Origin of the sequence: Anaerofustis stercorihominis (genome assembly GCF_024623185.1) — a bacterium.
Classification (GTDB): domain Bacteria; phylum Bacillota; class Clostridia; order Eubacteriales; family Anaerofustaceae; genus Anaerofustis.
Map to the genome: position 1 here is coordinate 42466 of NZ_JANJZK010000007.1, position 14178 is coordinate 56643.

General features: G+C 30.1%; 13 protein-coding genes. 2 read left to right on the forward strand and 11 right to left on the reverse strand.

The features are described 5' to 3' along the window. Window positions 1-8: 8 nt before the first annotated feature. Window positions 9-506 carry a hypothetical protein gene (locus NSA01_RS05500; RefSeq protein WP_257480506.1) on the reverse strand — a complete coding sequence of 166 codons (498 nt, stop codon included), beginning with the start codon at window positions 504-506 and terminating at the stop codon, window positions 9-11. A gap of 165 nt (window positions 507-671) precedes the next feature. On the opposite strand from NSA01_RS05500, the gene NSA01_RS05505 reads away from it, so the two are divergent. Beyond that, entirely contained in the window at window positions 672-1454 is a 783-nt protein-coding gene (locus tag NSA01_RS05505) for an MBL fold metallo-hydrolase (protein WP_257480507.1), read from the forward strand. Between the two features lie 122 nt (window positions 1455-1576). Here NSA01_RS05505 and lepB read toward each other — a convergent pair whose 3' ends face one another. The 7 genes from lepB to recD2 form a co-directional block, all read right to left on the reverse strand. Continuing rightward, window positions 1577-2095, reverse strand: a complete 519-nt coding sequence (gene lepB / locus NSA01_RS05510) for a signal peptidase I (RefSeq protein ID WP_257480508.1) — start codon at window positions 2093-2095, stop codon at window positions 1577-1579. A gap of 70 nt (window positions 2096-2165) precedes the next feature. After that, a complete protein-coding gene (locus NSA01_RS05515) occupies window positions 2166-2837 on the reverse strand; it encodes a uracil-DNA glycosylase (protein WP_257480509.1) in 672 nt (223 codons plus the stop codon). A gap of 11 nt (window positions 2838-2848) precedes the next feature. Next, the gene (locus NSA01_RS05520) at window positions 2849-3523 is read right to left on the reverse strand and encodes a tRNA threonylcarbamoyladenosine dehydratase (RefSeq protein WP_257480510.1); all 675 of its coding nucleotides are present in this window, start codon (window positions 3521-3523) and stop codon (window positions 2849-2851) included. 48 nt (window positions 3524-3571) lie between these two features. Then, complete coding sequence (locus NSA01_RS05525; protein ID WP_257480511.1) at window positions 3572-5887, reverse strand: DUF5317 family protein; 2316 nt, start codon at window positions 5885-5887, stop codon at window positions 3572-3574. Between the two features lie 181 nt (window positions 5888-6068). Next, the gene (locus tag NSA01_RS05530; protein ID WP_007049661.1) at window positions 6069-6590 is read right to left on the reverse strand and encodes a ribosome hibernation promotion factor; all 522 of its coding nucleotides are present in this window, start codon (window positions 6588-6590) and stop codon (window positions 6069-6071) included. 353 nt (window positions 6591-6943) lie between these two features. Then, entirely contained in the window at window positions 6944-7684 is a 741-nt protein-coding gene (locus NSA01_RS05535; RefSeq protein ID WP_257480512.1) for a ComF family protein, read from the reverse strand. 13 nt (window positions 7685-7697) lie between these two features. Further along, window positions 7698-9911, reverse strand: a complete 2214-nt coding sequence (recD2, locus tag NSA01_RS05540; protein ID WP_257480513.1) for an SF1B family DNA helicase RecD2 — start codon at window positions 9909-9911, stop codon at window positions 7698-7700. Between the two features lie 117 nt (window positions 9912-10028). Here recD2 and NSA01_RS05545 point away from each other — a divergent pair, with 117 nt between their 5' ends. Further along, window positions 10029-10469 carry a hypothetical protein gene (locus NSA01_RS05545; RefSeq protein ID WP_257480514.1) on the forward strand — a complete coding sequence of 147 codons (441 nt, stop codon included), beginning with the start codon at window positions 10029-10031 and terminating at the stop codon, window positions 10467-10469. Window positions 10470-10509: 40 nt separating this feature from the next. On the opposite strand, the gene NSA01_RS05550 is transcribed toward NSA01_RS05545, so the two are convergent. The 3 genes from NSA01_RS05550 to NSA01_RS05560 form a co-directional block, all read right to left on the reverse strand. Then, on the reverse strand, window positions 10510-10725 hold the full coding sequence (locus NSA01_RS05550) for a GNAT family N-acetyltransferase (protein WP_257480515.1): 216 nt from the start codon (window positions 10723-10725) through the stop codon (window positions 10510-10512). Window positions 10726-10960: 235 nt separating this feature from the next. Continuing rightward, entirely contained in the window at window positions 10961-12664 is a 1704-nt protein-coding gene (locus NSA01_RS05555) for a B12-binding domain-containing radical SAM protein (protein ID WP_257480516.1), read from the reverse strand. Window positions 12665-13374: 710 nt separating this feature from the next. Beyond that, window positions 13375-14076 (reverse strand): DUF554 domain-containing protein, encoded by a 702-nt coding sequence (locus NSA01_RS05560; RefSeq protein WP_257480517.1) that lies wholly within the window; start codon window positions 14074-14076, stop codon window positions 13375-13377. Window positions 14077-14178 lie beyond the last annotated feature (102 nt).

Sequence of the window (14178 nt, forward strand, 5' to 3'; positions counted from 1 at the left end):
TCCTATGTTTATTTAATATCTATTATACTGTAGCCTTCACTATCTTTAATGATTTTGGCGTGATTTACAATAGTGGTGTTTTTTTTGTTATTTTTATTTGTCTTTTTCTTAAGTCTTTCTTTTCTCTTAAGGGGTATCGGAACGTCTTCGCTGTTTATAACATCAAGTGTTATGGATGAATTTGTTATCATAATGAGTATCATAAGAAGTCCGATAAAAACAGAAGGGACTGGGAGTATTATACAAATAGCTACAGGTATCAATAATGGTATGTCAATAATATTTTCATCCATACTGTTTATTTTGAAACGATAGCTTTTTTCTCCAAAAGTTATTGAAACAACGTGTTTATAAAGTCTTATAAAATATCTGTCATCGTAATTATCGATGTATATAAGTGCTTTATCGTAATCATTCCTGCATTTTAATAGTACTTTCTGACAAAATCCGTAATCTCTGCCCGTTTCCTCCCTAAGCATTTCAATTTTATCTTGATCTAATTTCATAATATTCCTCTTGTTTTCTAAGATACAATTTAATATTAACATAATAAACTAATTATATTAAAGAATTATTTATAAAATATTAAAAACAAATTATATTAACTTGTTTAAAAGTATAAAAAATTGTATAATTAAAACGATACAATAAAGAAAAAAGAGGTATTTTTTATGGCATTTAATAAAAAGAATGTAACCTTAGAATATATAGCCAATGCAGGCGTTTTACTTGAAAATAAGGGAAGAAAAGTATTGATAGATGCAGTGCATACTAAGCTCGTCCCTCCTTATTATAATACCGATGAGAAAGCTTTGAAATGTATGATAGAGGGTAGGGAACCTTATGATAAAATCGATGTAATGATATTTACTCATCATCATAGTGAACATTTTGATGCTTCTGCGGTTTGTGAGATACTTAAAAATAACAGACTTACTCAGTTAATTTGTACATATACAATAAGGGATATGTTAAAAGAGGCACCAAACTTTGACCCAATCATAGTTTCTCAGGTTCATGAGCTTGATATTCCTTATTCTAAGTCTATAGTTATAAGATTAAAAGATATCCCTTTTGAAGCTATATCAATGCAGCATGACGGAAAAAATTATGAAGATGTAGACAACTTTGCTTATTATTTTGAGTTTGGCGGAAAGACTTTCATGCATCTGGGTGACAGTGCACCTGTTATCGAGAACTTTGAAGAAGCGGGTATGTTTGAAAAAGAAATAGATGTTTTATTCGCACCTTTTCCTTATATAGGTCTTAAAGCAGGAAGAGAACTTATAAATAGATTAAACCCAAGAAGAGTTATCGTTGTACACCTACCTAATAAGGAGATGGATAAGGGAAACTGGCTATATAATACTTTTAGAGTGTTTAAAAAATATGAGAGAGAACTCCCTCCTACGGACTTCTTTACAAAACCGGGGGAAGAGATGACAATTAAATAAATTTGAAAAGAAGCTTATGCTTCTTTTTATATTATAAAGAGTATAGATTTCTAATTGGATATATCTATTAAAATTACAACTACATAATATAAATAATAAAAAAGACCATATTTAATGGTCTTTTAATTTACTTTACCGAATTTACTGAATGGTAGAAGCCTGTAAACTATTTTAGCTTTGAATTGATCTCTTGATATTAAGCCTATTCTGTCAGACCTGCTGTCTTCGGAATTAGGTCTGTTATCTCCCATTACAAAATATTTCCCTTCCGGTACTTTAGTCAAGGGATAATCTTCATATACCAAATCGTCACTTATATATGGTTCATCTATTTGTTCTCCGTTCACGTATACCTTTGAGTTCCTGATTTCAACGCTATCTCCCGGAAGTCCTATGACTCTTTTCACGTAGTCATTGTTTTCATCAATCTTAACGACTGCTATATCCTGAAATTTAGGTTCCCCTGTCAAATAAGATATTTTGCTTGCCAGTACTTTATCCGAATCGTTTAGGGTAGGGTACATACTGGTCTGTTTTACCATTACAGGTTCGCATATATATGTTCTTATAAGTAATGCCAATATTACAGCTATGGCAATTGTTATTATCCAACTTAATACTTCTTTTATGCCGCTTTTCATATTTATCTCCTAAAAATAAGTCTTTATATAATATACTGCCATATTTATAAATTGTAAAGTGTTTTTTAAATTATTCTAAAGAAAAATCGATAGGAGTTTGGCCCGTTTGTTCTAAAAAAGCATTTGCTTTTGAGAAAGGTTTACTTCCGAAAAATCCTCTGTTTGCGGATAGCGGGCTTGGATGAGGGCTTGTTAAAATTAAGTGATTGGGATTAGTTATAAGCTCTTTTTTCGAAATAGCAAAATTTCCCCAAAGTATAAATACCAATGGTTTCTCTCTCTCATTTAAAAGTTCTATTATCCTGTCTGTAAACTCTTCCCATCCGAGACTTCTGTGGCTCGCAGCACTGTTTGCTCTTACTGTAAGTACTGCATTTAATAATAGTACACCTTGTTTTGCCCAGGGTATAAGACATCCGGTCTTAGGCGGCTTTATTCCCAAATCATCTTCCATTTCTTTATATATATTAAGTAGGGAAGGGGGAGGCTGAACACCCTCTCTGACGGAAAATGAAAGCCCGTGAGCTTGTCCCTCACCGTGGTACGGATCCTGACCTATAATACATATTTTAGTATCTTCATAAGAAGTATAATGAAGTGCATTAAATAAATCATACATATCCGGATATATTTTATAATGTTTATATTCGTAAACCAGTTTTTTTCTCAGTTCCTTATAATAATCCTTTTGAAATTCATCTTTTAAAATTTCCTGCCAATCATTTTTAAATTCAACTGCCATAATCTTTCTCCTTAAATTTCTATTAAATCGTTTATTACTTTATAAGCCATATTAATACCACATACACTTGGTGCAAATATCATGCTGGAAGGCTCTTTATATCGTTTGTTTACTTCATTCTTAGAATAGCAGACCGTTAAATGTTTGATATTCCTCTTTCTTAGTTCTTTTCTGATTATTTTTGCCATAGGGCAGTACTTGGTTTTATATATATCATCTATTATTATGTTTTCGGGAGATAATCTGTTTCCCATACCCATGGAAGATATTATTTTAATGTCATTGTTATAACAATACTCTATCAAATCAATTTTACTGGTCATTGAGTCTATTGCATCTATTACATAATCAAAATCTTTTTCTATTATATCTTTTAAATTTTCACTATTGATAAATTCTTTTATTTTTATTACATTGCAGCTTGGATTTATATCTTTTATCCTATCATATAATACATCTACTTTATATTTACCTATATTTGACGATAAAGAGATTATTTGTCTGTTTAAATTGGTGATATCTATAATATCATTATCTGCTATTGTAATATTGAAGATTCCGCTTCTTGCTATTGCTTCGGCTGCAAATCCTCCGACTCCGCCACAGCCGATTATCAATACTTTTTTGTTTTTTAGTCTTTCTACATTGTCTTTTCCTATAAGAAGTTCGTTCTTATAAAATCTCATATTATGCTCCTTATAAAAATAACCACGGACCAGCCGTGGTTATACTTTTTATTGATTATCTTTTTTCCAGAACTTAATTTCCACATCTCCGATTTTCATTTCCACTTTTTCATATGGATTTGGAACTTCTCTTCCGCTTTCATCCAAAACAGGTTCTTTAGTCGTTCTTAAAACTTGTTCTTTAGGATAGTTGTAATTGTCTCTGTTTGTACTTACTGTTCTTCCGGTAGATGAGTCATTGACTATAGTCATACTAGGTTCTCTTTGTGGTTGAGTATTTATAACCGACTGAGAATACTTATCTCTTCTTGGTTTTTCATTTTGAGGTTCTACTCTTCTTGTGAAAGTCTCCTGTGGCTCCGGTCTGAATTGTTCAAATTCCTGTTTATCTTCTACTATTTCTTCTTTTGCTTTATCTATAAAGCTTGGTGTAGATGTTAGATTAGGTATATTAGATTTCCTTACCGGGATTTTCCTTGGAGTATCTTTTGGTATTTGGGGCTCTACTTTGTCTCCTTTTACCTTTGCAAGTCCTCCTCCGCTCATAACGTATATCCCGTTATCATCTATTTCAGGTGATGATAAAGCTTCTTCTCTTCTTGATGATGTACCTTTTTTAAATTTGTAATAAGGATTTTCAACAATTCTTCCGTCAGCAATAATGAAAGGACTGTCTACATCGACATCAGGCATAGGATTTACAGGATCGGATGTTTTTACTTTAGTTGTTCCGACTCTTCTAAGCATTTCTTTTGCATCTTTTATGTTTTCACTTGATGAAATACTAGGTTTGCTATCTAATAATTCTTCATCTTCTTTTGTAACAATATTAGAAGTATCTTCTTCTTCGTATTCCTCTATTTTATCATAATCTTCAGCTTCTACTGTTTCCACTTCACTTATATTATCTTCATCGTCTTTAAAGAAGTCATAATCAATACCGCTGTCTTCGTTATCTTCTTCAGCTAAAGCTAGTTCTTCTGTGTTATCAGCATCCAGTATGCTTTTAACATCATCATCTTCATTGGATAAGTTTCTAAGTTCATTTAGAAGTTCGTTGATATCTTCGTCGTCTTCATCGTCTCCAAGAGCTTCATTCAATAACTCTTCAAGGTCAGGTTCTTTTTCATCTTTTTTATTATCTGTCATAGCAAGTCCTGCTGCGGCAAGTCCCGCTGCACCGGCTATCGGTGCTATATCTTCGAATAAGTTATTATCATTGTCATTTATTTCTTCTATCGGCGATATATCTTCGGTTTCTTCTCCAAATGCATCATCTAATAATGAATCAAAGGAATCTTCTTCACTTTCGTTTTCAAATTCATCTTCTGAGAATGCATCATCCATTAGCTCGTCCAATGATGCGTCTTCATTAAATAACTCTTCTTCGTTTTCATTAAACTCATCTTCAAGTTCTTTTAATAAATCTTCATCTTCTAACTTAGAACCTTCTTCTTCAAGTTCTGACAGCTCTTCTTCGTTTATAGCTTCTTCAGCTTCTTCGCTCATATCCTGTTCATTTAAATCATCGAGTTCAAAATCTGCAAAGAAGTCATCGCCGAGTTCTTCGTTAGTACTTTGAAGTGCGTCATCTTTTAAATCGTCAAATGTATGGTCATCGTCGCTAGGTTCTAAAAGCTCTTTTGTTTCATCGCTTATGTTTGTGGTATAGTCAAGATCATCGTCTGATATATCATCTTTACCTTTAGCTTCTTTTTTTACTTCCAAAGCATCGTCAAGAAGCGGGATATCTTTTTTATCTTCACTGCTTAATTCACTCATGTATTTTTCATATTCGTCTTCATCCATATACTGAGTGGTCATAATGCTTTGTATAAACCCAAATGAAGCTATACCCATGACTATGGTTCCGGGAGTTAATACTTCTCCTAAAATCGAAGGTAGGGGAAGAGGAATGATCGCTCCCAAATATTTCCATAAGAATATCGTTGAGTCGGTTGCAACAGCCATGGTTGAACCAAATTTGGTCATATAAGATCCGACGGCGTTGCCAAGTCCAGCTGTAGCGAGTGCAGTTTCACTTACAGGCATTAGACCTCCGTTTAAAACGATTATAACGAAGTTCATTAAAGCTCCGATAAGCAGACCGTAAGCCCATATTCCTTCTAAATTTAAGAATAATCCCACAAATAATAATATGTATGCTGCTATTGTTATCCAGAAGGCATAATCATTTAATGCTGTGACACCTGCCAGAGCCAATACTTTCTGAGACATGAAAAGCACTATGGCTACAAGGAAAATGTACCAGCCTCTCAGTCCTCCGATAAAAAAGTTTTTTATACTTCCTTTTCGTATTAGTCCAACTATTATGGATATAATTGCGATTTCAAGTAAAAACATAATCAATTCCTTTCCTATACCGTAAAAAAGCTAAAGTATTATTAATCTATTCGTTCTAATAAAAATAAATATTTTATACAATTTTCTACCAAATATTGTTGTAGTGCCTATAGCTAAAACCATAGACACTACATTTTAACATTTTTCTGAATAAAAATTCAATACTTTTTAAGAATTTAGTCTAAAATTCTGGCTCAATTAAGCCATATTGACCATCTTTTCTCTTATATATTACATTTACTGCTTCATCATCCGCATTTAGGAATACAAAAAACATGTGTCCGAGTAGTTCCATTTGTAATGCAGCTTCTTCCGCAGACATTGGTTTGATTGCAAATTTTTTGCTTTTAACGATCTTTAAATCTTCTTGTTCTACATCTTCTTCGCTTTCATCATATCTGATAGAGTCGGTTAACTTTCTTTTAAGTTTTTCTTTGTTTTTCTTGATTTGAGCTTCCAATTTTTCTATTGCTTTGTCCGCTGCATTTCTAACATCTCTATCTGATACTTCTACTCTAAGAAATGTAGAGTCAACCGTAACAGTGATTTCAGTTGTAACAAGGCCTCTTATTTCGCTTATCATAATGTTTGCTTTAGGATCTTTTGGAAAATATTTATCTAGTTTAGATAATTTCTTTTCCAGTTCCTTTTCAAGTAAAGCATAGTCACCATTATAATTTTTGAATTTAATGTCAGTTCTCATGTTATTTACCTCGTTTCTTTAATAAATGGTTTTGTACTAGAATATGAATTTAGTCTTTTTAATATTCTAGTAATATCTCTCAACAAACTTATCATTATTAATCAAACATCATCAACTATTTTTTTAATATTATTTCTTTTGATGGTTTAATTACTTTTAGGTAAATTTGTCTTGGTCATATTTGATTTGTTTTCGAACTAATTATGTTTTGGTTTGTTTTTAAATATATTATGTATTTGTATTTATCATATCTACTATATGTAGATTTATTTTCAAGTTATAATATGTATATATAATTATTAATTTATTTATATTATAACACGTTTTCATAAATTTTCTACTTTTATAGTCTTTTAATTGATATTTTTTTTGGAAGTTATGGTTAAAAAGTATATTTTATTTGCATTATGCTCAAGAAGGACTTTACTTATCTCGTTTATAGTTGCACTTGTCGTTAAAACATCATCAACAATTAATATTGTTTTACCTTTTATATCATTATCATTCTTAACACTAAATGCTCCTTTTAAGTTTGCTTTTCTTTCCTTTTCGCTAAGACCGATTTGATCTTTTGTCGCTATTTCTTTAATCACTATATCTTCTCTTAAAGGTAAGGTTCTTTTGTCACAAAAGCCCTTAGCTATTAAATATGCTTGATTATATCCTCTTTTTATAAATCTTATTTTATCCGAAGGGGTAGGGATGACCATATCTACTTCGCTTAGGAAGTCTAAATTTATAGTGTTTTTATATAAAACTTCACCTAAATTCATTGCAAGTCTTTCATACCCTCCGTATTTAATTTTCTTTATAATTCTCTTGGAATATTTATCATAACTCCATAAACTATAACCTGCCGTGAAATAATTTTCATCCTTTTCACAGTTTTCACAAATATTTGAATATCCGTCGCTATCCATGGCTCTTCCGCAAATATCACATCTTCTGCTGTGTATCCATTCCATTTTATCATCGCATTTACTGCAGTAAATATCATCTTTATGGATTAAAATCCTATTGCAGACGCTGCATTTGGGATTTCTTGGAAACAATATTTTATTCATTACTTCTTTTATTACATTATTTTCCCTCATTTTTTTGTTTCCTTTATAAAAAGTCGTGCAGCCTTTTGGCAAGTGTAGTTTTTCTTTTATTCTTTTGAACACTTTTGATCATTGATTTAAGTCCGTTGACTTCTCCAATCAAAATGACCATTTCTTTGGCTCTTGTAACGGCAGTATATAATAGATTTCTGTTTAAAAATCCGGAATATCCGCTGAATATCGGTATTATAATGGCTTTAAATTCACTTCCTTGGCTCTTGTGTACGGTAATGGCATAAGAAAGATTTAATTCTTCCATTTGCTCTTTAGGGTATATAACTCTTTTTTCATCATCAAATATGATTTCAAGAGTTTGTTTTTCTTTATCTATTTTTTTGATTATTCCCATATCTCCATTGAAAACACCTTCACCTTTTTTAAGGGTATTTATATCTGTCCACTTGATTTGATAATTGTTTTTTATTTGCATTACCTTATCATTTTCTCTAAAGGTAGTCGAACCGTGCTGTATCTCATTTTTTGCATTATGTGCTGGATTTAATATATCCTGCACCGATTTATTTAGTTCGCTTACGCCTGCAAGTCCTTTTTTCAGCGGAGATATGATTTGAAAATCTTTTAGTAAATCATATTTTTTCAAAGGTGTATTTTTATAGTTGTAAACTATATTTAATATATTTCTTTTGATTTTTTCTTGAGTTATGGTATTTATAAAATAAAAATCGTCTGCTTCTTTTTTTAGTATCGGCATCTTACCTTTATTGATCCTATGTGCGTTTGTTATTATCAAGCTTTCTTTATCCTGACGATATATAGTATCGAGTTTTGTAACGGGAAATATTTCACTTGATATTAAATCTGAAAGGACATTTCCTGCGCCCACTGACGGAAGCTGATCTATATCTCCTACGAATAGTAACGAGGTTTTAGGTTTTACAGCCTTTAAAAATGCATCAAAAAGAGAAATATCGACCATACTCATTTCATCAATTATAATATATTCGCTGTCTATAGTGTTATCTTCATTTTTTCCAAAGGACAGAAAGTGGTCATCTTCCAATGTGTATTCATATTCAAGGAGCCTATGGATCGTTTTTGCTTCGCTTTTGGTGGACTCACTCATTCTTTTTGCAGCTCTTCCTGTAGGAGCCGTTAGGGTATATTTTTTACCTATACTTCCAAGGATATAAATAATAGCATTTATAATCGTGGTTTTACCTGTTCCGGGTCCCCCTGTAATTATAGATACTTTTGATTTTATTGCACTTATTACTGCCTCTTTCTGTGTTTTATCAAGGTTTATCTTGTTTATTTCTTCATACTTTTTAATGAGCTTATCAAAGTCAATTTCCTCATTGTCCTTTTCATTATAAGAAATTAAACTCATAAGGTTCTTGGCACTTTCGATCTCGCACTCATATAATTCTTTTAAAAAACATCTTTCTTCATCTTCCGTAACTTCGAGTATTACACTGTCATCTAAAAATAAGTTAGCTAAATTATGAGATATTATATCCTTGTTAACTCCAAGTATCTTAGCAACTTTGTCTTCGAGCTCATCCTTTAATATATAAGTATTTCCGTCTCTGTAACAACTGCTTAGAGTATATTTGATCCCGCTTATTATTCTGTAAGGACTTTCCATTTCTATTCCTACGCTCATGGCAATTTGGTCTGCCCTTTTAAAGCCTATCCCGTATACATCATCAATCAGCGCATATGGATTTGTTTGAATTATGTTTAAAGTGTCTCCCTTATATTCGTCGTATAATTTTTTTGCATAGTTAGGCTTGATATTATATTTAGAAAGTTTTAAGACAATATCTCTCATATTTCCTTGATTTTTATATTCCAGACCGACTAAAAGTGCAGTCTTTTTCCCTATACCTTTTACTTCTGAAAGTCTCATTGGATCTTTTTCTAAAATTTCCAGCGTTTTATCTCCGAAATGCTCTACTATTTCTTTTGCTTTTTTAGGTCCGATACCTCCGACCATTCCGCTTTTTAAATAGTTATAAATAGAATCGGTATCGGTAGGGATGACTATCTCAAGTTTTTCTACCTTGAATTGTTCTCCGTATTTTATATGATTGATATATTCACCTTCAGCTTCTATTTCTATTCCAGGTTTTAAATTTTCAAAATACCCAACAATGGTGATTAAAATATCGTTCACATCCACATCTGCAATTGTGTATAAGTTATCTGAATTGTGATATATTATCCTGTCTATCGTTCCCTTTATCGTTTCAACCATTTTTTTACCTCATTAATAAAAAAATTATATCATAATTAGTAAAAAAGTTATATAATCTATAGTTAAAAATTAAAAACTGTGATAATATAGGTAAAACGAAAGTTTTGAGAGGGAATTATGAAAAAGTTTTTATGTAGCATGCTTCTTATAATGTTGTCATGTGTATTTTTCTTTTCTTGTTCTTCTGTTAATAAGGCAGAACCAATAGGGGAGTACAGTGATGTACTGAAATCTTCTAATAAAATTGAAGTAATGGATAGAACTAATGATAAAGTTATAAAGGTAATAAGAGATAAAAAACGAATAGCAAAATTTGTGGATAATTTGCAGATAGATAAATGGAAAGCAAGCGATAAATCCAATTATAAACGTAGTGATAAAAGCTCATTTGATAAAGAATACTGCTATGAATACATATTAAGCGATGAAAAAGATACGAACAGCTTTGCTGTTTATAAGGATAAATCTGTCGTTAGATTCAAATCGATAGGTGCCAGATATGATTTTGCTGTACCCGATGATGTTGCAAATTATATGAGAAATGCAAATGAAATTTAAAACCTCACATAATATTTTATGTGAGGTTTATTTTTATAATTTATTTTAACTCCAAATGAAGGATAGGGATGTGATTTCCCTGTTCGTCGTATTCATCTATTTTAAAGATTTTAAAACCCTGATGTTCATAAAATTCCAATGTTTTAGGATTTTGTTCGTTTACATCAACATATTTTACATTCAAATTATTTATGACATATTCAATTAATTTTTTTTCGTAACCTGTGCCTCTGCTGTTTACTTCTACAAATAACATTTATATTTTATTATTTTCTATACCAATAAAACCTTTGATTTTATCATTATCTTTTATAATCAATAAATGTTGAATTTGCTTTAATGCTTCATTTACCATAGGATTTAAATTTTTAATATCATCTTCTTTTAAAAATATATGTGTAACTTTAACATTATCTTTCCATAAATTAACTAAACAATTTAATTCTTCTTCTTTAATTTTATTTATTTTTATTATATTTATTTACTTCTACTTAATTTAAGCAAAAATATTCATTACCAAGTCTGACTTTATTTTGCTTTTTATTTTTTAATAAAATCGTTGTTTCTTTCTTTTCTTTTGTAATAGGGTTTATTGCAAATTTATACAGACTTATTTTTTTATAAAGTTCCTTGTTTGAAAGTTCATTATATTCATTTAAGTATAATTCTCTGAAATCTTTGGATTTTAACATTTCAAAAACTTCTTCTTTGTTTAAAACTCCTATTTTTTCTATAAAATCTTTTTTTGGCTTTCTTATTTTGACATAACTTAAATAATCGAAGCTTAATAAATTATAGGCAATTTCTTCATCGTATGATTTTAGAAAATCATATAAGATTTCATATAAATCATCTTTACTTATACTTCTTTTAAATAATTCATTTTTTATAAAATAATCTTTTAGCATTTCGTAAAAATCAAAAGGTGTATTTGCTATCCTATTTACAAAATATTCCAGTGTATTATAAAAATTATTTGAGTTAAAATACCTGTCTACGAGGAATTCTATATTTTTCAAATTAGATATATCTTCATAACTTAACCATTTATTTGATAATATTTCATATGGTGTAAAATCATTATATTTTAAATCATAATCTTTCTTTTTCTTTTCCATCATTGTTCCGTGAAGGATCTTTAAAAACCCAAGCTGAAGCATATGGGGTTTCAAATTATAAGCAAAGTTAAAACTTTCTTTAAATGAATTTAAATCTTCATATGGAAGACCCGAAATAAGATCCAAGTGTATATGAACATTATCGTTCTTTAAGAGTTTTAGAACATTGATACCTATTTTTTCCGTATCCGTAGTTCTGTTTATTTCCTTAATAGTATATTCGTTTATAGACTGTAGTCCAATTTCCAGCTGGAACATATCGTTTGGAGCTCTTCCAAGCAGTTCGATTATTTCATCGTCAAGTAAATTTGCACAAACTTCAAAATGAAATTTTGTATTTCTGCTGTTTTTTAGTATAAATTTGATTATTTCTTTTGCTCGTTTATTGTCGGCATTGAATGTTCTGTCAATAAATTTGACCAAAGGTATATCATTATCTATAAAGAACATTATTTCTTCTTTTACTTTATCTAAATCTCTGAATCTCAGGCTTTTATCCAGCTCCGATAAACAGTAGCTGCAGTTATACGGGCATCCCCTTTGGCTTTCATAATATATGATTTTATTTTCAAATTCTTTCATATCTACATTTTTATAAGGAAATATGACTTTATTAAAGTCTATATGTTTTTTTATATAAGTGTAGTCTTTGGAATTTTTGTCAAATACATTTTCTATATTTATTTTTTCATTATTATTTAATCCGTCAAGCAGCTTATAAGTTATTTCTTCGCCTTCTCCCGCAGTTATATAATCTATAAAGTCGTAGTTATCAAAGTAATTCTTTGCATTGAAACTTACTTCACTTCCTCCAAGAACGATTTTTGCATTTGTCGTTTTCTTTAGTGACGAAGCAACTTTAAGAACGTACTCTATATTCCAAATATAAGAAGAAAATATGTAAACATCGCTTTTTTCATAGAATAGGTCTTCAATTACATTTTCCTCCAGCATATTTATATTATGTTGCTTTACATTTGCTTCAATTCCTTTTGGAATAGAGTTATTTAAAAGATAGTATACTGCTAAGTTTGTATGTGAATAGGCTGAGTTTATGCCTACTAAAGTTACTTTCATATTTTTCTCCCTAAGTAAAAAGTTATATTTAGAAGTATATCTTTTTAAATTAATAATTTAAAGGCTTTTATTGATTTTAATTAATTTTTAGGTATAAATTAATAAGATTACCATTATGTATATACTTGGTTTAAAGATTTGTATGGTATAATATCTCATAAAAGAGTATGATTATAAAGTTACATATTTTTTAATGAGAGGATTTTATATGAATAAGAAATTATATTATTTGTCACTGATACTATTACCTTTGTATTTGATTTTTGTTCTTCCTTACTTTGAAACAAAGTTGGATTATTATTATGATAGATTTTTAATGACAATGAAAGTAAGATATTGTATGGATATAATTGCCGGGATATTAGCTTCCATTTTTATTTTTATAATTGTTAAATATTATAATGATTATAAAACTGATAAAATAAATAAAATTATTTTGCTGTCGTATATTATATTATTATTAGTTTTATGGGGACTAAGTATATTTATGGTTATTCATTATTTTTTTAGTCCTTATACATTGTTTTTTATTGTTACTTTATATTTATTTATGCTGTTTATTAAAGATAATAAACAGGATAGTATTGAGTGATAAGTTGTATATGAAATTAAAAATTAGAAAAGTTAGGGGCGCGGAATCTGTGCAGCAGGCGTAGTGCCCCGAAGTGGTATAAAATAAAAAGAACCGATTTTTAAAGGTTCTTTTTTTGTTAAAATATTAAAGCGTATATTATAGGTATCAAAAGCCCGGGCAGCATATTAAGTACTTTTATTTCTTTTATCTTCATCAGATCCAGCCCTATACATACTACCATTGCATATCCCACCAAACATATATTGTTTACAAGTGCATCGGATAGATAAGGAGATAAATATATTCCAAGAAGAGTTATTGAACCCTGATAAACTCCCACACTTACACTGGAGAAAAACACCCCAAATCCCAGAGTGGCTGTAAATAAAATTGCAATTACTCCGTCAAGTATGGACTTTGTATATAAAATAGTAGGGTCATTAAGAAGTCCGTCATTTAGTGCTCCGACAATCGCCATAGCTCCCGTACAAAATAAAACAGAAGCGGGGATAAATCCGTCAGAAAATCCTCCAATGTCTAATTTTTTTTCAAAACTTTTTATCACTTTAGTTATTTTTGTATCGATATCTAAAAGTTCCCCGACCAGCGTACCTATTACAAGACTTATTACCAAGAGAAGTCCGCTGTTTGACTGAAGAGTACCATTTTTATTTATTGTTATACTGGAAGTAATAATTCCCAAAATCCCTACTATAATAGTAGAAAGCCCCAATACATTTTTTATACTGAGTTCAATTTTGTCATCAACTATTTTTTTACCTACCATGCCTATGCTGCTGCCTATCAGTATCGCTATTATATTTACAATCGTCCCCATATCATTCTCCTTAAAAATTACATATGTATATATTACTATTAATTAATGAAATTTTCAATAAAAGACTTTACCAGGGCTCACCAAAGAAGGTCATTTCACATA

Bases quoted from the DNA above. Each gene is read 5' to 3' on its own strand.
- NSA01_RS05505 (WP_257480507.1), top strand. From the start codon at position 672: ATGGCATTTAATAAAAAGAATGTAACCTTAGAATATATAGCCAATGCA.
- NSA01_RS05525 (WP_257480511.1), bottom strand. From the start codon at position 5,887: ATGTTTTTACTTGAAATCGCAATTATATCCATAATAGTTGGACTAATA.
- recD2 (WP_257480513.1), bottom strand. From the start codon at position 9,911: ATGGTTGAAACGATAAAGGGAACGATAGACAGGATAATATATCACAAT.
- NSA01_RS05560 (WP_257480517.1), bottom strand. From the start codon at position 14,076: ATGGGGACGATTGTAAATATAATAGCGATACTGATAGGCAGCAGCATA.
- NSA01_RS05530 (WP_007049661.1), bottom strand. From the start codon at position 6,590: ATGAGAACTGACATTAAATTCAAAAATTATAATGGTGACTATGCTTTA.
- NSA01_RS05535 (WP_257480512.1), bottom strand. From the start codon at position 7,684: ATGAGGGAAAATAATGTAATAAAAGAAGTAATGAATAAAATATTGTTT.
- NSA01_RS05515 (WP_257480509.1), bottom strand. From the start codon at position 2,837: ATGGCAGTTGAATTTAAAAATGATTGGCAGGAAATTTTAAAAGATGAA.
- NSA01_RS05550 (WP_257480515.1), bottom strand. From the start codon at position 10,725: ATGTTATTTGTAGAAGTAAACAGCAGAGGCACAGGTTACGAAAAAAAA.
- NSA01_RS05555 (WP_257480516.1), bottom strand. From the start codon at position 12,664: ATGAAAGTAACTTTAGTAGGCATAAACTCAGCCTATTCACATACAAAC.
- lepB (WP_257480508.1), bottom strand. From the start codon at position 2,095: ATGAAAAGCGGCATAAAAGAAGTATTAAGTTGGATAATAACAATTGCC.
- NSA01_RS05545 (WP_257480514.1), top strand. From the start codon at position 10,029: ATGAAAAAGTTTTTATGTAGCATGCTTCTTATAATGTTGTCATGTGTA.
- NSA01_RS05520 (WP_257480510.1), bottom strand. From the start codon at position 3,523: ATGAGATTTTATAAGAACGAACTTCTTATAGGAAAAGACAATGTAGAA.
- NSA01_RS05500 (WP_257480506.1), bottom strand. From the start codon at position 506: ATGAAATTAGATCAAGATAAAATTGAAATGCTTAGGGAGGAAACGGGC.